This window comes from Mycolicibacterium sp. 624, from assembly GCF_040548615.1.
Taxonomy (GTDB): Bacteria; Actinomycetota; Actinomycetes; order Mycobacteriales; family Mycobacteriaceae; genus Mycobacterium.
Genome location: NZ_JBEPRZ010000012.1, coordinates 78,632 through 100,255 on the forward strand (window position 1 = coordinate 78,632; position 21,624 = coordinate 100,255).

A 21,624-nucleotide genomic window follows, 5' to 3' on the forward strand; every position below is an offset into this window, starting at 1 on the left:
CCGTCAGCCTCGACCGATCTCACCGAAGTTCGTACCGAGCGCCGGGTTGTAGTTCACACCGGTCAGATTCTTATCGGCGACGACGTTCGCCGCGACACTGAGAACGGGGATGAAGTGGTTGGTGGCCTTGAGCGCTTGGTCCCATTCCTGGAACGCAGGCACCCGGTGCGCGTCATCCGTCGAGTTCGTGGCCCGCTTCGCCATTTCCAGCATCTGAGGGTCCTGTTCGGGCAACCAGTGAATGCGCTTGCCGAGCACTCCGCCGGGGTTGTAGATGAGGAACTGGCTCGGATCGGGATAGTCCGGCGGGTAGGGGTACATCGCGGCCTGGGTCTTGCCCTCCTGGTAGCGCGTGCGCGTTACCGCCGTCGGACCGGGCTTGAGCGTGACCTTGACGCCGACCTCGGCGAGGCTGGAGGCGATGCGCTGGGCGAACGTGCCCATGTCCAGCCCGCCCACCTTGTAGTCGCTGCCGTACTCCAGCACGATCTCGGCGTCGTGTTGGCCGCTGGCCGCCAGCGCGGCCTTCGCCTTCTCGACGTCGCGTTTGGTGGCGAATTCTTCAGGTAGAGACGCGGTTACGCTGCGCGGGATTAGACCGGTGCCCTGCACCGAGCCCGGGCCCGCGAGTTGCAGCAGCCCGTCGTAGTCGATGCCGAGTGCGACCGCCCTGCGAAAGTCCGCGTTTGCCGTCGGTGAGTCCGCGAGGTTGGTGAGGGCGATGTAGACCACCTCCGGGGGCAGGCCGGAGTGCACCTGCACCTTGCTCTTGTCGACGTCGGCCGCCATCGGCGACGGCAGGTTGAGCGCTACGTCGGCATCGCCGTTCTGCACGTTGAGCGACTGCTGCTGAGGGCTGGAGGTACTGCGAAAGATCAGGCGGGTGAAGGTCGGCTGCTCGCCCCAGTACTTGTCGTTGGCCTTCAACACCAAGCGGGAGTTCGGTTCGTAGCTCTCCAGAACGTACTGGCCAGTGCCCATCGACAGCTTGTCGAACTCTGGGCCGGCCTTGTCCGCGCTGGACGCATCCGCTCCGTCGCTCGCGCCGAGTTTCTTGGCCTCGGCCGCATTGATGACGCTGAAGTTGCCGGACGTCAGCATCACCGGAAGTTCGGGGCGCGGTGTCTCGGACGTCACCACCACCGTTGCGTCGTCGGGAGCCGAAACCGCCAGGCCGTCCATCAGATACGACGGGCTCGCCTTGAGGTTCTTCAACCGGTTGAACGAGAACACCACGTCCTGCGATGTCATCGGCGTGCCGTCGGAGAACGTGACGTCGGGCTTGAGGCGGAAGGTGTAGGTCTTGGCGTCCGGTGAACCCTCAAAGCTCTCGGCCAGCCGGGGCACTACCTCGGTGAGCGTTTCGCCCTTGAAGGAGACCAGTGTGTCGTAGGTATGCAGCAGCGCGTTGGCGGCGGTGACGTCGAAGGCCTGCGCCGGGTCGAGCGTGCTGATGTTCGACACCTGGTCAATGACCAGGGTGTCCGCGGCCGCCGCATTCTGACTGGATCCGCCGCCACACCCCACGGCGACGACCAAAGTGCTTGCCAGACATAGCGAGAGCAGAGTGCTGGCTCGGCGCTTGACCCAAGGGATTCCCATGACCACCGCTTCCTGATCGTTCTGCGAGAGCGAAACCGGCTGGGCTCTCACCTACAGAACAGCCAACGCGTTCGTGACGTGGGTCACCATGTGCGCCTGCACGGCGATTGGCTCGTGAGTCGTCGACGCGCACAGCGGCGCGGCCGTGGATCAGGGTTGGGTCGAACGAGTGCCGAACTACTCCGAGCTGTCCTCGCCGTGCTTGGCGAGTTCACGCTTGAGGATCTTGCCCGTCGGGTTGCGCGGCAGCTCGGCGAGGAAGATCACCTCGCGCGGCACCTTGTACCGGGCCAGGTTGTCCTTGACGTAGGCCTTGATGGCGTCCTCGTCGACGGTCGCGCCCTCGACCTTGACCACGAAGGCCCGCAGCCGGTGGCCCCACTCCTTGTCCTCGACACCGAGCGCGGTCGCCTCGATGACGTCGGGGTGCCCGCTGATCAGATCCTCGACCTCGGCCGGGAAGACGTTCTCCCCACCGGAGACGATCATCTCGTCGTCGCGGCCGCTGACGTAGAGCAGGTCGTGCTCGTCGAAGTAGCCGACGTCACCGGATGACATGAGCCCATCGATGATCGCCTTGTGGCCGCCTCCGGTGTAACCCTCGAACGGGAATGTGTTGCCGACGAAGATGCGGCCCACCTCGCCCCGGGGGACCTCGTTGCCGTTGTCGTCGAAGAGCTTGACCTTCACACCCTTGATCACCGGGCCGACGGTTGACGGGTTGATCGACAGATCCTTCGGCCGCGCGATGGTGACGAACGCGATCTCGGTCGACCCGTACAGGTTGTAGATGACCGGCCCGAGATCCCGCAGCGCGCGAGTGGCCAGCTCACCGCCCAGCTGCGATCCGGAGACGAAGACGATGCGCAGGCTCGACAGGTTGGGCTTGGGACTGGTCTTGTCCAGCTCATCGAGGATGCGTGACAACATCACCGGCACCACGACCATCGCCGTCACGCGGTTCTTCTCGATGTCGGCGAGGACGTCGGCCGGCCTGAACCGCCGGCGCAGAACCAGCGTGCTGCCCAGCATCATCGCGATGGTGGCGTGCAGGAAACCTAGTGCGTGGAACATCGGCGCCGGCAGCGAGGTGACCTCACCGGCCTTGAACGGCACGTGCGACAGCACGCCACCGATCGGTGCCAGCGACGGCGGGGCACTGCGGTTGGCACCCTTGGGAGTACCGGTGGTGCCGCTGGTGAGGATGATGATCTTGGAGTGGCGGCTGGCCTTGGGCGGGGTAGCACTCTTGCTCCGCGCGATCAGGTCGGCCAGCGTCTCGTCGGTGCTCTCCGACGGTGCGTCCTTGTCGGGGTTGGTTGGCAACGCCCGCAGCCTGCCAAGTGGCGGGTCGGCCGATGCGACGGCGCTGGTGTACTCGTCGTCGAAGATGATCAGCTTGGCTCCCTCGCGCTCGGAGACCTCCTTGATTTGCGGGCCGGAGAACTCGCTGTTGAGCAGGATCAGCCGGGCACCGACCTTGGCGGCGCCGTAGAGCGCGACCAGGAACCACCGGTGGTTGCGGATCAGCATCGCGACCCCGTCACCACCCCGCACGCCCATCGCCAGAAGTCCGTTGGCAACGGCGTTGGCGGCGTCGTCGAGTTCCTTGAATGTCATCTCACCGTCGTCGTCGATGACGGCGGCCCGGTTCGGCGTGCGACGAGCGTTGAGTGCGGGAATCATGCCGATCTCGCCCCACCTGCGGATATCGGCCAGCATCGCGGCGATGTTCTGCGGAGCTTCCAGCTTCAGTGCGCCGGCCTCGAACATCTTGCGGGCGTAGTGCAGTTCAGCAGCACCGCGCTCCGCGTACTGCTGCACCTTCGCCGGCAGGTCAGAGAGGTTCACCATGCAACCACCCTATGTGACGCACATCGCACTAGGTCCAGAACTGCACGGCGCTCGCGCCTACGATGGCGACATGCCCGCGCCACTCTCCCTGGAGGTGGGCGGACGCACGCTTTCGGTCACCAACCCGGACAAGGTGGTCTTTCCAGACGCGGGGGTCACCAAGCGCGATCTCGTCGAGTACTACCTGTCGGTGGCCGACGGTGCGCTGCGCGGCGTGACGGGTCGGCCGATGATTCTCAAGCGGTTCGTCAAGGGCATCTCCGAGGAGGCCATCTTCCAGAAGCGCGCTCCGGAGAAGCGGCCCGACTGGATCGAGGTCGCCGAGCTGAAGTACGCCTCGGGCACCTCGGCCAAGGAGGCCGTGATCCGCGAGACCGCCGGGCTGGTGTGGGCGGTCAACCTGGGCTGCGTCGACCTCAATCCGCACCCGGTGCAGGCCGAGGACCTCGACCATCCCGATGAGCTGCGCGTCGACCTCGATCCGATGCCGGGCGTCGAGTGGCCGCAGATAGTCGAGGTCGCCCTGGTGGTGCGTGACGTGCTCGCCGACTACGGGCTGACCGCCTGGCCCAAGACGTCAGGGTCGCGGGGTTTCCACATCTACGCGCGCATCCACCCGCAGTGGCCGTACAAACAGGTGAGGCTGGCAGCCGAGACCATCGCCCGCGAGGTCGAACTGCGCGCACCCCACCTGGCCACCAGCCGCTGGTGGAAGGAGGAGCGCGAGGGCGTGTTCGTCGACTTCAACCAGAACGCCAAGGACCGCACGGTCGCCTCGGCGTACTCGGTGCGTTCACGGCCCGACGCCAGGGTGTCCACTCCCCTGCTGTGGGACGAGGTGCCCGATTGCCGTCCCGAGGCGTTCACGGTCGCGACGGTGCCTGCCCGCTTCGCGGAGATGGGCGATCCGTGGGAGGGCATGGACGACGCGCCCGGTGGACTCGACGCCCTTCTGGAGCGCGCCGCGGAACTGGGCCCGGCCGACAAGGCGCCCAAGGGAGCCCGGCGGTCGAAGGACGGCCGCCGAGAATCGACGATGCCGCTCATCGAGATCGCCCGGACGAAGACCAAGGACGAGGCGATGTCCGCGCTGGGGGTGTGGAAGTCCAAGTTCCCCGATGCCGCCGAACACCTCGAGGCGATCGACGTTCTCGTCGACGGTATGCGCGGGCCGAGTTCCATCTGGTACCGCATCCGGATCAACCTGCAGCACGTGCCCGAGGGACTGCGCCCGCCGCAGGAGGACCTCATCGCCGACTACTCGCCGTGGGAGAACTACTCGGGCACGCAGGGACGACCCTGAGTATCCCCTGAGGATTTGCTGCCGCTCGGCGCGACTTCTTAGCAACTGTTTAGGGCTAACTCCCCAGTACCTTAACTTCGCTCAATAACTTGGGCAGTACGTCGAAGACAGCAGCCACCTTTGACAAGGCATCGAAGGGAGACTGAACATGGGAACCACAACCCACGTGTCGGCTTCGAAATCACCGTTCCGGTACGGCAATCCATCGATCGACTGTGCGGGCGCCGAAGTGCACACGCTGTGCAGGCAGCTCGCCTCGATCATGTCGATCACGGGTGACGTCGATGGGTTCAACGTCGATTGCCTGAGTGAGCGTGCACGGCACTGCGTCATTCCGGAGAAGGCGTTCGTCCTCGATCTCAGTGGGGTGACATCGTTCGCCAGTCAAGGAATCGCTCTGCTCGATGCCATCGATCAGGCCTGCTCTGACGCAGGTGTCGAGTGGTCACTGGTCGCCCACGAGCCCATCGCCGATGCGCTGCGCGTGCATGCCGAGGATCCCCGCCTGCCGATTGCCGAGTCGATTCCCGAAGCGCTACAGCATTTCTCGGAAGTCGCCTTTGAACGCCGGCGCCTCCTACCCCTGCTCACCAAGTCCGCCTAGCCGAGAGGATTGAACACATGTTGCTCGACATCCGTTGGCTTGCACACCTGCTGCGTAACCGCCGCAGGCACGTGACGCCCTAAGTGACGACGGCCGCCACCGCGGCCGGTATGGCGGTCTGTCCGCCGATCAATTCAAAGGTCCGCCCCGCCGTGTCCGGCGTGTCCAGGACCTCTACCAGCACTGCCGCCACGTCCTGACGGGGAATGCTTCCCCGCCCTGTGGCCTCGGCGATGGTGACCAGGCCCGTTCCCGCCTCATCGGTGAGCAGGCCTGGTCGGACGATCGTCGTGGCGAGTTCGCCGCGCGCCCGCACGGCGTTATCCGCATCGGCCTTGGCCCGCAGGTACGCCGCGAAGACGGGATCCGCCCCGCTCTCATCGGCGCGTGAGTCCGCGCCCATCGCGGAGATCATGACGTAGCGGGGCACTCCTGCGGCGACCGCCGCGTCAGCGAGCAGGATCGCGGCATCGCGGTCGACGGTCTCCTTGCGCGCCGCGCCACTGCCTGGTCCGGCCCCAGCCGCGAACACCACGGTGTCGGCACCCCGCAGATGCTCCGTCACATCGGCGACCGACGAGTTCTCCAGGTCGACCACGGCGGCCTCGGCACCCGCCGCCTCGAGGTCGGCAACGTGCGCCGGGTTTCGGACAAGGCCGACCACGGAGTCGCCGCGGTCGGCGAGGAGGCGTTCGAGGAGCAACGCGATCTTTCCGTGCCCGCCTGCGATGACGATGCGCCTACTCATGACGCGAACACCTGGTCGTCATCGGCGAATGCCTTGAATTCCAATGCATTTCCCGCAGGGTCGTGAAGGAACATGGTCCACTGCTCTCCCGGCTGGCCCTCGAAACGCACGTAGGGCTCGATGACGAACTCGATACCAGCGGTGCGTAGCCGGTCGGCGAGCTCGTGAAACCTCGGCACGGTCAGGATGAGCCCGAAGTGCGGTACCGGCACGTCGTGTCCGTCAACCGGGTTGTGAATCGGAACAGCACGCCCAGGCGCGAGGTGCGTGACGAGCTGGTGGCCGTGCAGATTCCAGTCCACCCACGTCTCGGCGCTGCGGCCCTGCTCGAGGCCGAGGACATCGCCGTAGAACCGCATCGCGTCCGACAGGTCGTCGACGGGCATGGCCAGGTGAAACCGGGGAATCGGCGAGGAGAGGACGGTCATGGCGGGCTCACAGACTGTTGACGGGGCTACTCCACCAACGCCCCACCCGATTGCCCTGTTCCGGACGCGCCGTTGTACGGACGTGCCGTATGGCTTACCGTTGGGCTGACCGTTAGCGGATTCGACGGAGGGTTTCGGGCCGATGAACAACGAGGACGCGGTACGAGCACCCTTCCTGCGGGTGACAGCGCCGAACGTCGCCGACGCGGTCCGATCAGCGGGCGGGTTGATGTTCGACCGGGCCAGGCTGGGGTGGCGGGTGACTGTCTCGGTGCCCGAGGACCAGGACGCCCGAGCCCTGCGAGTTCTCGGTGCCGAGGTCGACCAACCGACGGACGATCCACTCCCGGCCAGCTCACGCCCGGCCGATTCACGCGACGGACCGGCGGCGCTGACTTCGGAGTCCGCCGAGGTCACGGTGTGGGGGGCGGCGCTAACCGTCGACAATGACAGCTCGGTGGTGAGCTATCGCCTCAGCCGCGCCGCCCAGGTCTTCAAGGCCCAGGCGCTCATCGCGGCTGGTCTCGCCGAGGCGGTCGAGCCGACGGAGACGTTCTCGACGCCGTGCCCGCCGCACGTCATCGCGTCGGATCTCACAGTCGCGGGATAAGCCGCGGGATAGGGAGTGCCCGGGTCACGCCTCGTGCCCGGGATCGACATCAGAGACATCGACGAAGGTCACCAGGTCCCCGAAGGACTCCGGGGCATCACCGGCGATCGGCTCCAGCAGGTGGCCGACGTGATCGCCTGCGTCGAAGCGGGTGAGAACCCTGCCGACGAACCAGGCGACCGCATCATCGAGGATCGGCATGTCGTGCGGTCCGACATGCCATGCGCAGCGACCGAACTTGTCGACCTCGTCACCGGTCTGACTGCCGAACAACCGTGCTAGTTCGACGTGCTGACGGGAGAGCACGTGCACCGCGAGATGATCCGCGTCGCGCGCAACGCGGTAGGTGTGGTTGCGCTTGGACAGTCCGATCAGGAATCGGGGCGGCCGGATGCTGGTCTGGCTCGCGAAGCCGACCAGACAGCCGGCACGGTTCCCCTGCGTCTGCGTCGTCACGACGAACATCGGGTAATCGAGGTGTCCGACCAGCCGCTCGAAGGCATCAGAACCCGACAGCGCCACGACCGCCCCTCCCACTCGATGGGACTGAAACCTAGACGCACTGTATCGGGCGACCTCGACCAGCCCTTTGTTACTGGAGTGAATTCTGAGACAATTGGGTACGCAGTGGCCCAGTCCACTCAGCAGATGTCTCCAGGTCGAGGGAGAGACCGTGCCACCCACACGCCGGCGCGCGCGCCAGGTCGCGGCCGTCGTCGCGTCGGTGATCGCCGTCCTCAGCACCGCGACCACACTCGGAACGCCCCCGGCGTCCGCCGCCCCGAAGTGCACCGACATCGAGGTGATATTCGCCCGCGGCACCGATGAGCCCGCGGGTATAGGTGTGGTCGGCCAAGCCCTGGTCGACACGCTGCGCCCGATGGTGAAGGGCATGTCGGTCGGCACGTACGCGGTGAAGTACCCGGCGACGTGGGACTTCCTTCAGGCCGCCGTTGGCGCCAACGACGCGAGCAAGCGCATTCAGTCCACGGTCGCCAAATGCCCCGACACCAAGATCGTCCTCGGCGGCTACTCGCAGGGCGCCGCCGTCATGGACGTCGTCACCACATCCCCGATCGCGGGACTCGGATACACCTCACCGCTGCCCGCGAAGGTCATCCCGCACGTCGCCGCCGTCGCTGTCTTCGGCAACCCCTCGGCACGGCTCGGCAGGCCGTTGACGACGCTGAGCCCCGACTTCGGTGCGCGTACCGCGGACCTGTGCAACACCAACGACCCGATCTGCTCGCTGGGACGCGATTTCGACGCGCACACCTCCTATGAGGAGTCCGGTCTGGTGAAGCTCGCCGCCCAGTGGATCACCAAACACGTCCAGGAACGGGACTAGCAGCCGATGAACGGTTTCGACGGCAAGGGCGTACTCGTCACCGGGGCCGCATCGGGTATCGGCCTGTCCACGGCGCGACGGTTACTGGCCGAGGGCGCGACAGTGGTGGGCATCGATCTCGCATCCGACGCACCCGACACAGGCGCGGACGAACGGTTCACCTACCGGCGTGTTGATGTACTCGACACCGACGGTGTCGGCGCCGCAGTGGCCGCCGTGGTTACGCTCGCCGGTCGGCTCGACGGTGTCGTGCACTCCGCGGGCGTGGCTGGCGGTGGCCCCATGCACCTGTTGCCAGACACCGAGTGGGACAGAGTGATCGGCATCAACCTCAAGGGCACGTTCATCGTCAACCGTGCGGCGTTGAGCCAGATGATGCAGCAGGACCGGGTCGCCGGTGAGCGGGGCGCCATCGTCAACCTATCCAGCATCGAGGGCCTGGAGGGCACCGCGGGCGGTAGTTCGTACAACGCCTCCAAGGGTGGCGTCGTGCTGCTCACCAAGAACGCCGCCATCGACTACGGGCCGAGCGGGATCCGAGCCAACGCCATCTGCCCCGGATTCATCGAGACGCCGCTGCTCGACTCGGTCGTGGGGCTGCCGGGGATGGAGCACGCCCGCGAGGGTCTCCGCCACGAGCACAAGCTTCGGCGTTTCGGCCTGCCCGACGAGGTGGCCGCCGTCGCGGTGTTCCTGCTCTCGCCCGACGCGAGTTTCGTGAGCGGCCAGGCGATCGCGGTGGACGGCGGCTACACCGCAGGACGCGATCACCACATCACCGAGATGATGGGCCTGGGCGAGCAGTAGGCTCCCACGCGTGCCGCCGGACGCGTCGAACACCAGGGCCAAGCTGCTCGACTGCGCGGCCCGAGCCTTCGCGCGCGACGGGGTCTTCAATGCCTCCCTGATCGAGATCACGCGTCAGGCCGGCCAGCGCAACCGGGCCGCACTCAGTTATCACTTCGGTTCGCGCGATGGCATCCTGTGTGCCGTCATCGACCGCCACGCCCCGTTTCTCGCAAGCCGGGAGGGTGAACTGCTCCTCGTCGCCAAGGGCGCGGCGGGACTTGAACCGGTCATCGAGGCCCTCGTGCGTCCCGCCGCGGAGCTTGCGGACAGCGACTGGCGGGGCCGTTGCTGCCTGCTGATCATTGCCGAACTGACCGGTGAGGACCGAAGCCAGTACAGCCGGGAGCTACAAGAGGTTCTCGCACGCACCGGCGGTAACGAGGTGTTCGCGCTACTCACCGAGCGAACCCCCAACCTCACGGATTCCCTTCGTACCGAGCGCTTCTCGCTGGTGGTGATGTTCATATTGCGGGCCATAGCCGATCGTGCCGACGTACTGGAGCGTCAGACGGGACACGGCCGCCCGCAGCTCGAGCACGAACCGTTCGTCGCCAACCTGGTCGCCATGGCCGCAGCCGCGATGGGCGCGCCCGACCCGTTGACATAAGCACCCCTGCTTATTACTGTGATGCGAATGAGGGCTGTTCGCGTCGTTCGTCATGGGGATCCAACGGAAGCCCTTGAGGTTCAAGATGTTCCAATTCCCGACGTGGGACCGGGCGAGGTGCGGATAGCCGTCTCCGCGGCGTCCCTCAACTTCGGTGACATCGCCCGCTGCCGCGGAACGGTGGCCAGTGTCATGGGTCAGGTGCCCTTCACTCTCGGCATGGACGTCTGCGGTGTCGTCGACGAGGCAGGCGAGGGCGCCTCCGAATGGGTGGGTCGCCGAGTGGTCGCGATGACCAAACAATCCCTGGGCGGCCTGGGTGAGTTCGCGATCGCGCCGGTGACCGGAACGTTCGACGCACCGCCTGAGCTGGACGATGCCGCGGCCGCCGCATTCACGCTGCCATTCCACGTGGGCTACCTGGCCCTGCACACACGAGCCAAGCTGGCCGCAGGCGAGACTCTGTTGGTAGTGGGCGGCGCGAGTGCTGTTGGCACTGCCGTCATTCAACTCGGTGTCGCCGCGGGCGCCAACGTCATCGCGATCGCCGGTGGCCCCGAGAAGGCGCGCCTGTGTGAGCAACTCGGCGCCTCGGCCATCGACCACACCTGCGCCGATCTCTTCGACGAGGTGAACGCCCGCACCGACGGGCGCGGCGCGGACGTGGCCGTCGACCTCGTGGGCGGTGAGCAGACCGAGGTCATCTGGACGTGTCTGGCACGGGAGGGGCGCTACCTGCCCGTCGGCTTCAACGACGATCCGCAATCGGGCCTGACGGGCCGGCCGCTGCGCAAGGTCTCGATGGGCAACATATCGGTGCTCGGGGTGATTCTGGGATACGGCGAACTGCCGGTCGACTTCCGCAGGTTCGGGCTCAACATGTTTCCCGCGGAGGTTGGCCGTCAGGTCCATGGCGCGCTCCTCGATCTGCTGGCAGCGGGGACTGTGCATCCCGTCATCGGACGTCGGATCGCGATGGACGAGGTGGCCGGCGCGCTACGTGACCACGAGCAGCGCAGGACCACGGGTCGTACGGTCGTCTCGGTCCGATGAACGTCGATCAGGTGATGTCGGCCGCAGTCCAGCAGGCGGGATCCGACGACTTCGGGCCCGATGACTTCATGGAGGGCCTCACCGTCCTGTGTGGCTCACTCGAGGACGCTCGGTTGACCGATCTGGGACATTTCGCGTTGGAGCAGAACGTGACCGGCAGTCTGGTGAATCGGCTGCGGGTCCACGACTGGGTCCGGCAGAACCCCGAGATCTCACAGGAGCGGATCGACGCACCCCTGATCGTCATCGGCATGTTTCGGGCGGGCACAACGTTCCTGAGCCAGCTCCTCGACCGGGACGCCGACAATCGCGCTCTGCTGCGATGGGAGGCCGCCGACAGCGTGCCGCCACCGTCGCCGGCCACCTACCGATCCGGGCCTCGCGTCGACGCCGCCAACGCTGCCATCGACATGCTCGAGTCGCTCAATCCGCGGATGCGGATCGTCCACCACGAGGACGCCGAGGGACCGACCGAGTGCATAACCCTGCTGGGCCAGGACTTCAAGAGCCTGACCTGGGAGGCGATGGCCAACGTGCCCGCCTACAGCGATTGGCTGATGAAGGCCGACCACCGATCCGCCTACGAGTACCACCGCACGGTGCTCCAGATTCTGCAGAGCGGGGGAAGGCGCGGCACGTGGACGTTGAAGAGTCCCAATCACGCGATCGCCATGGAATCGCTGCACTCGGTGTACCCGGACGCCAGACTCGTTCTGCTGCATCGTGACCCGACGGTGCTGTGCGCGTCGGCGTGCAGTCTGATTTCCACCCTCACCGGTACCTTCAGCGACGGCGACCACACCGCCTACATCGCCGAGCACTGGACGCAGATGCTGGCGGAGTCCGTGAACCGGACCGAGACCTTCCGGGCGACGCACCCGGATCACGAGATCATCGACGTGCAGTACGCCGATCTCGTCCGAGACCCGCTGGGCACGGTTGAGACCATCTACGCCGCATCCGATCGGGAGTTCGGCAACCGGGCGCGCGCCGAAATGTCGGCGTACGTCGAGGCGAATCCCAAAGGCCGCTTCGGCGCCCACGGCTACCGGCTCGAGGAATACGGCCTCCAGACGGGAGGCATCCGGGAGCGATTCGCCGAGTACATTGAGCGCTACGACATCGCAGCCGAGACCAGAAGGGCTTAAACGCCCGGCGGTCAGCGGTAGGCGTCGGCCTCGACCACGTCCCGCACCGTGCTCAGCGCCTCGCGCAGGGTGGCGACGTCAGACGACCCCAACGCGAGCCGAATTGCCTGTGGTACTTGCGATGATGTCGCGTAGGGCGCCGCCGTAGACACCGAGATTTGCTCACGCTCGAGCGCTGCGGCGATCCGGTCTGCCCGGGCGTCTTCGGCCAGCGGCAGCCAGATGAAGTAGGACGAGGGGTGACCACGCAGCGGCATACCGGCCAGGACCTCGCGGGCGATGGCCTGCCGTGCGATCGCGTCTGCACGTTTGTCGGCCTCCAGGCGGCTAACGGTGCCGTCCTCGATCCATCGGCACGCAATAGCCGACACCACCGCTGGGGTGTTCCACGTGGTCGCCCGGATCGCACGCTCGATCGACGACACCAAAGGCTTTGGCGCCGAGACGAAACCGACCCGCAGCCCGGTGGCCACGCTCTTCGAGAGCCCTGACACGTAGACCGTGATATCCGGAGCGAGTGCCGCGAGCGGCGACGGTGGCCGCTCCACGAGGTACGCGTAGGACGCGTCCTCGATGACGAGTACCCCGTGGCGCCGGGCGATCTCCACCAGGCGTGTCCGGGCAGCGGCGTCCATGACCCAGCCCAGCGGGTTGTGCATCGTCGGCATGACATAGACGGCGCGCACCGGTCGCGTGGCGCACAACCGCTCGAAGGCGTCCAGATCGGAACCCTGTGGCGTCACCGGCAGCGGCGCCAGCTCAAGCCGGAGCATCTGGGCCAGCACCGTGAACCCCGGGTAGGTGAGCGCGTCGACCGCCACGACGTCGCCTGCCTGCAACGTCGCGAGCATCGTCGTCGCGAGGCCGTGCTGCGCACCGTTGACAATCAGGACCCGGTCGGCGCCGGTATGCAGGCCGCGCTGTGCGAGGTGCCTGGCAATCGTGGCCCGCTCGCGTGGGCGACCGCGATGGGGCTGATAGCGCAGGAGCGCTTCGAGATCGCCCGACGAGGCGAGCTGTCGCAGGGCGACGCGCAACGTGTCGGCCTGGCCGGGCAGTGTTGGGTAGTTGAAACTGAGGTCGACGGTATCGCCCGAGGCCGGCTGCTGATCGATGCCGTGGCCGGGCGGCAACGCGAGTTCTCGAACGAACGTGCCACGTCCCGGTTCCCCGCTGACCAGGCCCATGGCCTCCAACTCCGCGTAGACACGGGACGCGGTCACCAACGCGATCCCCTCCCGGGCCGCGAGTTGGCGATGCGTTGGAAGCCGAGTTCCCGATGTCAGGCGGCCCGCCCGGATGTCTGCCGCGAAGGCGTCCACCACCGACTTGTACCGCGCGACCGCCACGTCTCGCATTGTATGCATGACAATTTCTTGAATGTATTGAACACCGTGCCTACGGTCGGGACGACGACACGGATTGGAATCTCATGCACATAGCGATCCTCACCTTCGAGGGCTACAACGAACTCGACTCCCTGATCGCGCTCGGCGTGCTCAACCGGGTCAAGTCGGCCGACTGGCGCGTATCGATCGCCAGCCCGACACCACGAGTGCGCTCCATGAACGGTGTGGTGATCGAGTCGATGGCCACCCTTGAGGAGGCCAGCGCCGCCGATGCCGTCATCGTCGGCAGCGGCATGCAGACCCGCGACGTCGTCGCCGACCGAAGGCTCATGGCTCGGCTACAGCTCGACCCCTCGCGACAGCTGCTCGCCGGGCAGTGCTCGGGGGCTCTGATACTCGCCAAACTCGGACTACTGGACGGCATCCCCGCCTGCACGGATCTCACGACGAAGCCCTGGGTGCTGGAGGCGGGCGTCGAGGTCCTCAATCAGCCGTTCTTCGCCAAGGACAACGTCGCCACCGCGGGCGGCTGCCTGGCATCGCACTACCTGGCTGCCTGGCTGATCGCCCGCCTGGTGAGCACGGAGGCGGCCGTGAGCGCGCTGCACTACGTCGCGCCGGTCGGCGAGAAGGACGAGTACGTGGCGCGCGCCATGCGCCACGTCACCCCGTCCCTGCCGGCTACTGCGACGGCGTCAGCGTCTTGAGTGCGTAGTCGGCACCACGGTTGAGTGGCACCGGGTCGGTATCGCGTGCCTGGTCGAGCTTGATGCCCTTGGCCGCACCGACCACCTGCGCGAGCTCTGGCTGACGGTCGAACAGGGTCTTGGTCAGCACGCAGGCCAGGTTCGCGTCCAGGTCGTCGCGGACCAGCAGCAGGTTCGGCACCACGATGGTCTTGGTGTCGGCGGGCAGCCCGTAGGTGGCCGCTGGGATCACGCCCTCCTCATAGACCGAGCTCAGCTCTGCCATCTTGTCCAGCTGCGGCATGATGTCCACGAACGCAACGTCATTGCGCGCCGTGGTCATCAAGTCAGTGATGCCTGGTGTCGGCAGCCCGCCCGACCAGAACAGCGCGTCGATCGACCCGTCCTTCATCCCGTCGACGGTCTTGGTGAGATCCAACCGCTGCGCGGAGACATCGGTTGCCGGGTTCAGCCCCGCCGACTCCAGCAGCCGATGGGCGATGACCTCGGTGCCCGATCCCGGTGAACCGGTCGACACCCGCTTGCCGCGCATGTCGGCAATCGTGGCGATACCGCTGCCCTTGCGGGCGATCACCTGGGTGTAGTTGGGGTAGATACGCGAAAGGGCCTGTACGGGTTGCTTCTTCCCGTCGAAGCTGCCCTTGCCCTCCACCGCGTCGGCAGCGGTGTCGGCGAGCGAGAACGCCACCTGGTACGTGCCGCCGACGAGCTGCTGGACGTTCTGCACCGAGGCACCCGTCTCGGCGGCAGTCGCCTTCACCTTTCCCTCGGTGGCGGCCGAGATCTGTTCGGCGTAGGCGTTTCCCAGCGAGAAGTACACCCCCGTCGAGTTCCCCGTCGCAATGCTCACCCGGGTGTCAGCGCCGACCTCGCACGTCACCTCGCCGCCCGAGTCGGCGTTGGGGGCGTCCTGCCTGCCGCCGCAGCCCGTGACCGCCGCTCCCGTCAGCGCAAGCGCCGCAAGAACGCTGACCGCGCCCCGTCCTCTGGTCATGTCCGACTCCTCTTCTCGATGATGGTGTACGCGACCGCGATGAGCAGACACGCCGATCCCGCCACGATGGTGGCGGGGTCAAGGAACAGCAACAGCAGGGCGGCAGCCCCGGCGAGCAGCCGCGGAACCAGACTCGCGGCACCGACACCAAGCACCCATCCGCCGATGGCGAACGACAGCGCGACGATGCCGGCGCACGCGGCGGCGGCGGCCCACAGCACGCCGATCACCGGCCCCCGCGCCAGCAGGTACTCACCGGGTTCGGTCAGGACGAAGGCGATCGGGACCAGGAAGGCCGGCGCGGCGTAGCGCAGCGCCTGCCACATAGTCGGGATCGCCCGGCCGCCGGTGACCGCTGAGGCGCCGACGGCGGCCAGTGCGGTGGGCGGGGTGACCTCCGAGAGCACCGAGTAGTAGAAGACGAACATGGCAGCGGCCGGTGCGGGAACGTCGAGCGCCAGCAGTGCCGGACCGATGATCACCCAGCCGATGACGAACGATGCCGTCACGGGTATCGCCAGACCGAGAAGCGCCAGTGCGACCGCGGCGAAGACCGCCGTCAGGGCCAGCATGGCCGTGTGGTTATCGGTGATCGCGTCGACACCGCCGACCAGTACCGACGAGAACTGGGCGCCGAGCCCGGTCTTGGTGGTCATCGCGGTGATCACCCCGGCGGCGGCGCAGACGGCGACGACGGGCAGGACCCCGCGGACACCGGCGCTCAGCGCGTCGAACAGCCGCCGCGGTGTGAGCCGGAAGCGGCGGTCCAGGAAGGAGAGCAGGAAGGCCAGCGCCGTGGCATAGACCACGGCCCGAGTGGCCGACATCCCGACCGCGAGCAGAACGACGATCGCGATCAATGATGAGAAGTGATACCCGAAGCGGCCCAGCAGTTTCCACGGCGATTCCGTGTCGAGGTGTGCGGCGCGCATGCCGAACCGTCGGGCGTCGATCTCCACGGCCAGCAGGATGCCCAGGTAGTAGAGAACCGTCGGAATCATCGCCCAGCCGAGCACAGTGAGGTACGAGACCTCGAGGTACTCGGCGACGATGAACGCCGCGGCCCCGAGCGTCGGCGGGGACAGCAGGGCGCCGACTCCGGCCGCCGCCAGCACGCCGCCGGCCCGTTCGGGGGTGTAGCCGCCTTGACGCATGATCGGCCAGGTGACGGCGCCGACGCTGACCGCCGTCGCCGTGCCGGACCCCGAGACGGTGCCGAGCAGGAATCCCGACGCCACCGCCGTACGGCCCGCCGCGCTGCGCGAGCGCCGGAACGTGGCGACCGAGAGGTCAACGAAGAACTTGGCGCCGCCGGAGAGTTCGAGCACGGCACCGTAGATGGTGAACAGCACGATATAGGTGGCCGCGACGTCGAGTGGCGTGCCGAAGAAGCCACTGCCCGAGTTGTACAGGGCGTCGACGATCTGATCGAAGTCCAGCCCGGCGTGCGCGATCGCCCAGCCCTGCGGAAGCAGACCGCCGTAGTAGCCGTAGGCGAGGAACGCCCCGCACACGATGGGCAGCGCCCACCCCGTGGTCCGCCGGCACGCCTCGAGGATGAGGACGAGCAGCAGCGCGCCCATGACCACGTCGATAGGTTCGAGCAGACCCTGGCGATCCAGGAACGCGTTGTAACCGCCGCCCCCTGATCCGATGTGCCACGGCAGGATCGGATAGAGGCAGACGACGAGGGTGAGCACGGCCAGCGTCCAGTCGAGAACGCCCGGCCGCTCGTCGGGGTCGAGCTGACCCAGCCCGGATCGGTAGACCAGGTAGACCAGCGGCAGCGACCCGGCGAGGAACACGATCAGGTAGTACTGGCTGCCCTGGGACAGCGGCCGGAACACCTGCCAGATGGTCAGGACCGCAACGGCGAACGCGGCGATGGCAACCAGGTGACCGGTCCAGCCGCCCAGTTCGCGCCCCGGCTTCTCCTGGTCGTCGACCTGCGGTGGCGCCAGCGGTTCGATCGTCGGGCTCTGGTTCATATGGCCAAGACGTTAAGCCGCGGCAAGACCTGTTCGGCGCCGAATGTGAAAATGGCGACGCAAAATGCGGGTGCGGCGTCGCCAGATTCACAAACGGGGGCAACTGCGGCTAGGGCGTGATCCCCAGTTCGCGCAACCGGTCGTGGTAGGCCGCGACGTTGGCGAGCTTGATGCCCTCGTAGCCACGCACCATGTCCGGCAGCCCAGCCACCTCCACCGCGTGGTCGAAGTTGGTCTCGTCGAGATCGGCGGCCAGGCGGGTGACGATATCGGTGTACTCGGCAAGCAGCGCACGCTCGACCCTGCGGACGTGTGCGTAGCCGAACGGGTCGAACTTGGTGCCGCGCAGCCGTTTCCCCTTCGCGAGCAGACGCAGCACACCGTGGCTGCGCGGGCCCAGCCCGATCTTCTTCTTGCGCCCCATGGCGCGCAGCGTGGGCGGGTGCAGCTTGTAGGTGAGGTTCTCGCCACCGGGAAGCTCGGCCTGCACGTGGGCGACGAACTGCGGGTCGGTCAGCAAGCGCGCCACCTCGTACTCGTCCTTGTATGCGGTGAGCTTGTAGAGGTTCCGGGCAACCGCCTCGGTGAAGTCGGTTCGATCGGACACCGCCCGCTCCGCCGTCCAGATCGACTGCAGCACAGTCACGTATCGACGCGCGACCTTCGCGTTCTGGAAGCCGACCAGGTGGGCCGCGCGGCTCGCGATGAGATCACCGACCTGCCCGGTGAACGTGGTGTCGTCCAGCAGGTGCGCAGGCGGGGACGGCTGCCCGACGCGCGCGGGTGAGACGACGTCGTCGAAGCGGGCCGGGTCGGCGACCGCGAGGCGTCCCCATCGGAACGCGGCGACGTTGGCCTGCACCGCCACGCCGTTGATCTCGATGGCCTCCTCGATTGATCCGGCCGGAAGTCGCAGCGCACCAGCCTGATAGGCGGCACCGATGAGCAGGAAGTTGGCCGCGGCGGTGTTGCCGAACAAGCTCTGCGCGGCGGCCAGCGCGTCGAACGAGTGCACCTGGTGCGACACGTGTCCCAACCGATGCAGCAAGTACGACGTCTCCGGGTAGGCGACCGACTTGTCGTAGACCATGTCGCCGGTCGGTGTCTTGCTGGTCGATGCGACGGAGACCGTCCTACCGGCGTCGCCGTACTCCAGGTTCTTGGTGTCGGTCGCGGTCAACAGGTCGAAGGCCACGATGCAGTCCGCGCTGCCCGGGGTGAGCCGGTTGGCGGGATCGAGCGTGCCCGCGGCGAACCGCAGGTGCGATACGACGGGACCGGCCTTCTGGCTGAGACCCGTTTGGTCGAGGCTCTCGACGTCGTAGCCAGCGCGCAGCGCCGCGGTGGCCAGGACCTGGTTGACCGTGACGATGCCGGTGCCGCCGATGCCCGCGAGGAAGACGTTGTGGGTATTCGTGATCGGTTCTGCCGCGACGTCGGGCAGACGCGGCGGTTTCGGGGCCTTCCGGGCGCGCGACTTCTTGGCAGAACCCACCTCGACGGTGACGAACGACGGACAGTCGCCGTCAAGACAGCTGTAATCGGTGTTGCAGGACGTCTGATCGATCCGCGTCTTACGGCCGAACTCGGTGTCCACCGGTTGTACCGACAGACAGTTGGACTTCACTCCGCAGTCGCCGCAACCCTCACAGACCGCCTCGTTGATCAGCACACGGGTGGTGCGGGTGGGCAGGGTGCCGCGCTTGCGTTTCCGACGCGCGTCGGCCGCGCAGTGCTGGTCATAGATCAGGACCGTGACGCCCTTGACGTCGCGCAGCCGTTTCTGTGCCTCATCGAGGCGGTCGCGGTGCCAGAGGATGGTGCCCTTGGCCAACGCTCGCTTGTTGTGGCGGTGCGGCTCGTCGGCGCAGACGATGATCTGCTTGACGCCCTCAGCCATCAGCTTGTGTGTGAGCTTCTCTACGGGGAGCGCGCCCTCGGCGTCCTGCGCGCCGGTCATGGCGACCACTTCGTTGTAGAGCAGCTTGTAGGTGATGTTCACCCCCGCCGCGACGCAGGCCTGCACCGCGAGTTGACCGGAGTGGAAGAAGGTTCCGTCGCCGATGTTCTGGAACAGGTGCGGCACGTCGGTGAAGGGTGCCTGGCCGATCCACTGGGTGCCCTCGCCGCCCATTTGGGTGATTCCGGCGACGGCGCTGTCCTCGCGGCCGGACATCGTCACCATGATGTGGCATCCGATGCCGCCGCCAGCCAGGGATCCCTCGGGAACCGCGGTCGACCGATTGTGTGGGCACCCGCTGCAGAAGTAGGCGGCGCGCTTGGCGGGCAGCACCTCGAGCGACAGTGCCGGTGGCGGCGCCTTCTTGAGGTCTAGTCGATGGCTCAGGACGCGTCGCAGTGGTGTCAGCAGGCGCCCGGCGGTGAGTTCGCCGCCGTTGGGGACCAGCGGCAGCCCCGTCGAGTCCCTCTTTCCGATGATCCGCGGGGCTCCGGTTGCACCGTAGAGGATCTCGCGCACCTGGGTCTCAACGAAGGCGGTCTTGTCCTCGACGACGAGGATCTCCTCGAGACCGTCTGCGAAGGTGTTCACGATGTCGGGACCGAGAGGGGTGGGCATCCCGATGCGCAGCAGCCTGATGCCGGCACGATGCAGCGCGACGTCGTCGGCCCCGAGATCGTGCAGCGCCTGGCGCACCGAGTCGAATGTCGTTCCCGTGGCCGCGATGCCGATAGTTGCGTTCGGCGGGTCGACCTCGAGCACGTCGAGGCCGTTGACGGCGCCATACGCGCGCACGATCTCAGCGCGGGGGCCGTAGAGGTCGGCCTCGGCGAGCAGACTGTCGGCGGGGGCGGCCATCGGCCGCTGACGGTAGACGAAGGGTCGGCCGTCGAACTGCACCTGCGGGACGACGATGTCGACGGCCACGTCATCGGCGTCCACAGACCAGGCGCCGTCGGCGACGTCGGCGACGATCTTCAGCGCCACAACGCATCCCGATGCGCGTGAGAGCGCCACGCCGTGCATGGCCATCGTGACGACCTCACGTGCGTTGCGCGGGAACAGCACGGGAATACCGAGCGCGGCCAACGACCGCTCGCTGACCGCGGGCACCGTGGAGGACTTCGACGCCGGGTCATCACCGACGAGCAGCAGCATGCCGCCGCGCGGATTGGCGCCGAACATGTTGGCGTGCCGGAGCGCGTCCGTCGCCCGATCAAGCCCTGGCCCCTTGCCGTACCAGACACCCACGACCCCGTCGTGGGTCGGCGATCCCATGGGGAGGTCGGCCTGACTGCCCCATACCGAGGTGGCCGCCAGTTCCTCGTTGAGGCCGGGGATGAAGGTGATGTCGTGCGCCTGCAGTACCTCGGGCATTCCGGCCAGCATCCGGTCCACCCCACCGAGCGGACTGCCCTGGTATCCCGACACGAACGTCGCCACGCGAAGGCCCGCACGCTCGTCACGGACGTGCTGTTCGATCAGTGCACGCGCGATCGCCTGCACACCGGTGAGCACCACCGGGCCGGATCCGGGACGGTAGCGATCGCCCAGCTCGTAGGGCTGCCGATCGGGCCGGCGGATGTCGAGATCGGTCATACTTCGGGCTCACCATCTCTATGCGCAATGGGCGTATTGCTACTTCAATGGTGGCAGCGATATACAGAGTGCGCCACTGACCCCGATGCGCTTGAGCATGTTGCCCATATTTGACCAAGTGTGACGTGCGATACTGTGCGACATGACGAGGCTGGACCGCACCGATGCCCGAATACTCCTGGCGCTGTGTGACGCGCCCCGCGCAACCGGGGTGCAGCTGGCCTCGATGCTGAATCTGGCGCGCAACACCGTGCAGTCGCGGCTGGCGCGGTGGGATCAGGACAAGGTCCTTGCGCCCATCGACCGCTGCGTGTCACCGCGCGATCTGGGGTATCCGCTCAAGGCGTTCATCACCGCGGTTGTCGACCAGCACCAGCTTGAGGACGTGCTCGCCGCGCTGCAGACCATCGCTCAGGTCACCCAGGTCACCGGGCTCTCCGGGGCGGCCGACCTGTTGATCGCGGTGGCGGCCACCGACGCCGACGACCTGTACCGCCTGGCCGGTCTGGTCCTCGCGGTCCCCGGGGTGCAGCGCACGACGATGTCGGTGGCGATGCACGAGGTCGTTGCGTACCGCACCCGCCCGCTTTTGGAGCAGCTCGCGCGGGGGCAGTGAGGCTCTAGTGCAGTTCGGCGGAGATCCCGACCAGGGAAACACCCCACCCAAGACCGTGGTCAACCGCAACCCGATCTACGGTCGAAGCCAGTCGCTGGGGGAAGGGCGCTGATGAGTGCGTAGCCGACGCCGCGGTGCACGCCTTGCCCGATGCCGGCAATCCCGACACCGACCTAGGAATATCGGCACCGACGACGCCAGCTCCCCGTCCCATCACCACCAAGAGCGTAGACGCGGCCGAAAGTAGCGATAACTGG

General features: G+C 66.9%; 19 protein-coding genes. 10 read left to right on the top strand and 9 right to left on the bottom strand.

Going from position 1 to position 21,624, the window contains the following annotated elements; translation table 11 throughout:
- Window positions 1-3: 3 nt before the first annotated feature.
- Both ABIA65_RS32450 and fadD2 read right to left on the bottom strand, forming a co-directional pair.
- Window positions 4-1,602 (bottom strand): ABC transporter substrate-binding protein, encoded by a 1,599-nt coding sequence (locus ABIA65_RS32450; protein WP_241401465.1) that lies wholly within the window; start codon window positions 1,600-1,602, stop codon window positions 4-6.
- Window positions 1,603-1,779: 177 nt separating this feature from the next.
- The gene (gene fadD2 / locus ABIA65_RS32455) at window positions 1,780-3,456 is read right to left on the bottom strand and encodes a long-chain-fatty-acid--CoA ligase FadD2 (RefSeq protein WP_241401466.1); all 1,677 of its coding nucleotides are present in this window, start codon (window positions 3,454-3,456) and stop codon (window positions 1,780-1,782) included.
- 70 nt (window positions 3,457-3,526) lie between these two features.
- On the opposite strand from fadD2, the gene ligD reads away from it, so the two are divergent.
- A complete protein-coding gene (gene ligD / locus ABIA65_RS32460) occupies window positions 3,527-4,759 on the top strand; it encodes a non-homologous end-joining DNA ligase (protein WP_241401467.1) in 1,233 nt (410 codons plus the stop codon).
- A 148-nt stretch (window positions 4,760-4,907) separates the two neighbouring features.
- A complete protein-coding gene (locus tag ABIA65_RS32465) occupies window positions 4,908-5,363 on the top strand; it encodes an STAS domain-containing protein (protein WP_354526145.1) in 456 nt (151 codons plus the stop codon).
- A 79-nt stretch (window positions 5,364-5,442) separates the two neighbouring features.
- On the opposite strand, the gene ABIA65_RS32470 is transcribed toward ABIA65_RS32465, so the two are convergent.
- Entirely contained in the window at window positions 5,443-6,111 is a 669-nt protein-coding gene (locus tag ABIA65_RS32470; RefSeq protein ID WP_354526146.1) for an NAD(P)H-binding protein, read from the bottom strand.
- A complete protein-coding gene (locus tag ABIA65_RS32475) occupies window positions 6,108-6,539 on the bottom strand; it encodes a VOC family protein (RefSeq protein WP_241401470.1) in 432 nt (143 codons plus the stop codon). The genes ABIA65_RS32470 and ABIA65_RS32475 overlap by 4 nt, the downstream gene beginning before the upstream one ends.
- 142 nt (window positions 6,540-6,681) lie before the next feature.
- Between ABIA65_RS32475 and ABIA65_RS32480 the strand changes: the two genes are divergently transcribed.
- Window positions 6,682-7,149, top strand: a complete 468-nt coding sequence (locus ABIA65_RS32480) for a hypothetical protein (RefSeq protein WP_354526147.1) — start codon at window positions 6,682-6,684, stop codon at window positions 7,147-7,149.
- 24 nt (window positions 7,150-7,173) lie between these two features.
- Here the strand turns inward: ABIA65_RS32480 and ABIA65_RS32485 are convergent, their stop codons facing one another.
- Complete coding sequence (locus tag ABIA65_RS32485) at window positions 7,174-7,671, bottom strand: flavin reductase family protein (RefSeq protein ID WP_354526166.1); 498 nt, start codon at window positions 7,669-7,671, stop codon at window positions 7,174-7,176.
- A 202-nt stretch (window positions 7,672-7,873) separates the two neighbouring features.
- Here ABIA65_RS32485 and ABIA65_RS32490 point away from each other — a divergent pair, with 202 nt between their 5' ends.
- From ABIA65_RS32490 to ABIA65_RS32510, 5 genes are all read left to right on the top strand, one after another.
- Complete coding sequence (locus ABIA65_RS32490; protein ID WP_354526167.1) at window positions 7,874-8,497, top strand: cutinase family protein; 624 nt, start codon at window positions 7,874-7,876, stop codon at window positions 8,495-8,497.
- Window positions 8,498-8,503: 6 nt separating this feature from the next.
- Window positions 8,504-9,304 carry an SDR family NAD(P)-dependent oxidoreductase gene (locus ABIA65_RS32495; protein WP_354526148.1) on the top strand — a complete coding sequence of 267 codons (801 nt, stop codon included), beginning with the start codon at window positions 8,504-8,506 and terminating at the stop codon, window positions 9,302-9,304.
- A 10-nt stretch (window positions 9,305-9,314) separates the two neighbouring features.
- Window positions 9,315-9,953, top strand: coding sequence for a TetR/AcrR family transcriptional regulator (locus tag ABIA65_RS32500; RefSeq protein ID WP_354526149.1), 639 nt, complete (start codon window positions 9,315-9,317; stop codon window positions 9,951-9,953).
- Between the two features lie 102 nt (window positions 9,954-10,055).
- Complete coding sequence (locus ABIA65_RS32505; RefSeq protein WP_241401475.1) at window positions 10,056-11,006, top strand: zinc-binding dehydrogenase; 951 nt, start codon at window positions 10,056-10,058, stop codon at window positions 11,004-11,006.
- Complete coding sequence (locus tag ABIA65_RS32510) at window positions 11,003-12,154, top strand: sulfotransferase family protein (protein WP_354526150.1); 1,152 nt, start codon at window positions 11,003-11,005, stop codon at window positions 12,152-12,154. The genes ABIA65_RS32505 and ABIA65_RS32510 overlap by 4 nt, the downstream gene beginning before the upstream one ends.
- Window positions 12,155-12,165: 11 nt before the next feature.
- Here ABIA65_RS32510 and ABIA65_RS32515 read toward each other — a convergent pair whose 3' ends face one another.
- Window positions 12,166-13,503, bottom strand: coding sequence for an aminotransferase-like domain-containing protein (locus ABIA65_RS32515; protein ID WP_354526151.1), 1,338 nt, complete (start codon window positions 13,501-13,503; stop codon window positions 12,166-12,168).
- 83 nt (window positions 13,504-13,586) lie between these two features.
- Here ABIA65_RS32515 and ABIA65_RS32520 point away from each other — a divergent pair, with 83 nt between their 5' ends.
- Complete coding sequence (locus ABIA65_RS32520) at window positions 13,587-14,210, top strand: DJ-1/PfpI family protein (protein WP_354526152.1); 624 nt, start codon at window positions 13,587-13,589, stop codon at window positions 14,208-14,210.
- Here the strand turns inward: ABIA65_RS32520 and ABIA65_RS32525 are convergent.
- From ABIA65_RS32525 to ABIA65_RS32535, 3 genes are all read right to left on the bottom strand, one after another.
- Window positions 14,185-15,204 carry a TAXI family TRAP transporter solute-binding subunit gene (locus tag ABIA65_RS32525; RefSeq protein WP_354526153.1) on the bottom strand — a complete coding sequence of 340 codons (1,020 nt, stop codon included), beginning with the start codon at window positions 15,202-15,204 and terminating at the stop codon, window positions 14,185-14,187. The two genes, ABIA65_RS32520 and ABIA65_RS32525, sit on opposite strands and share 26 nt — an antisense overlap.
- On the bottom strand, window positions 15,201-17,192 hold the full coding sequence (locus ABIA65_RS32530; RefSeq protein ID WP_354526154.1) for a TRAP transporter permease: 1,992 nt from the start codon (window positions 17,190-17,192) through the stop codon (window positions 15,201-15,203). The genes ABIA65_RS32525 and ABIA65_RS32530 overlap by 4 nt, the downstream gene beginning before the upstream one ends.
- A 109-nt stretch (window positions 17,193-17,301) precedes the next feature.
- On the bottom strand, window positions 17,302-20,751 hold the full coding sequence (locus tag ABIA65_RS32535; RefSeq protein ID WP_354526155.1) for an indolepyruvate ferredoxin oxidoreductase family protein: 3,450 nt from the start codon (window positions 20,749-20,751) through the stop codon (window positions 17,302-17,304).
- Window positions 20,752-20,893: 142 nt separating this feature from the next.
- Between ABIA65_RS32535 and ABIA65_RS32540 the strand changes: the two genes are divergently transcribed.
- On the top strand, window positions 20,894-21,367 hold the full coding sequence (locus tag ABIA65_RS32540) for an Lrp/AsnC family transcriptional regulator (RefSeq protein ID WP_241401482.1): 474 nt from the start codon (window positions 20,894-20,896) through the stop codon (window positions 21,365-21,367).
- Window positions 21,368-21,624: the final 257 nt, after the last annotated feature.

Excerpts from the sequence above, each read along its gene's own strand:
- ABIA65_RS32450 (WP_241401465.1), bottom strand. The coding sequence starts at position 1,602 with ATGGGAATCCCTTGGGTCAAGCGCCGAGCCAGCACTCTGCTCTCGCTA.
- fadD2 (WP_241401466.1), bottom strand. The coding sequence starts at position 3,456 with ATGGTGAACCTCTCTGACCTGCCGGCGAAGGTGCAGCAGTACGCGGAG.
- ligD (WP_241401467.1), top strand. The coding sequence starts at position 3,527 with ATGCCCGCGCCACTCTCCCTGGAGGTGGGCGGACGCACGCTTTCGGTC.
- ABIA65_RS32465 (WP_354526145.1), top strand. The coding sequence starts at position 4,908 with ATGGGAACCACAACCCACGTGTCGGCTTCGAAATCACCGTTCCGGTAC.
- ABIA65_RS32470 (WP_354526146.1), bottom strand. The coding sequence starts at position 6,111 with ATGAGTAGGCGCATCGTCATCGCAGGCGGGCACGGAAAGATCGCGTTG.
- ABIA65_RS32475 (WP_241401470.1), bottom strand. The coding sequence starts at position 6,539 with ATGACCGTCCTCTCCTCGCCGATTCCCCGGTTTCACCTGGCCATGCCC.
- ABIA65_RS32480 (WP_354526147.1), top strand. The coding sequence starts at position 6,682 with ATGAACAACGAGGACGCGGTACGAGCACCCTTCCTGCGGGTGACAGCG.
- ABIA65_RS32495 (WP_354526148.1), top strand. The coding sequence starts at position 8,504 with ATGAACGGTTTCGACGGCAAGGGCGTACTCGTCACCGGGGCCGCATCG.
- ABIA65_RS32510 (WP_354526150.1), top strand. The coding sequence starts at position 11,003 with ATGAACGTCGATCAGGTGATGTCGGCCGCAGTCCAGCAGGCGGGATCC.
- ABIA65_RS32520 (WP_354526152.1), top strand. The coding sequence starts at position 13,587 with ATGCACATAGCGATCCTCACCTTCGAGGGCTACAACGAACTCGACTCC.
- ABIA65_RS32525 (WP_354526153.1), bottom strand. The coding sequence starts at position 15,204 with ATGACCAGAGGACGGGGCGCGGTCAGCGTTCTTGCGGCGCTTGCGCTG.
- ABIA65_RS32530 (WP_354526154.1), bottom strand. The coding sequence starts at position 17,192 with ATGAACCAGAGCCCGACGATCGAACCGCTGGCGCCACCGCAGGTCGAC.
- ABIA65_RS32535 (WP_354526155.1), bottom strand. The coding sequence starts at position 20,751 with ATGACCGATCTCGACATCCGCCGGCCCGATCGGCAGCCCTACGAGCTG.
- ABIA65_RS32540 (WP_241401482.1), top strand. The coding sequence starts at position 20,894 with ATGACGAGGCTGGACCGCACCGATGCCCGAATACTCCTGGCGCTGTGT.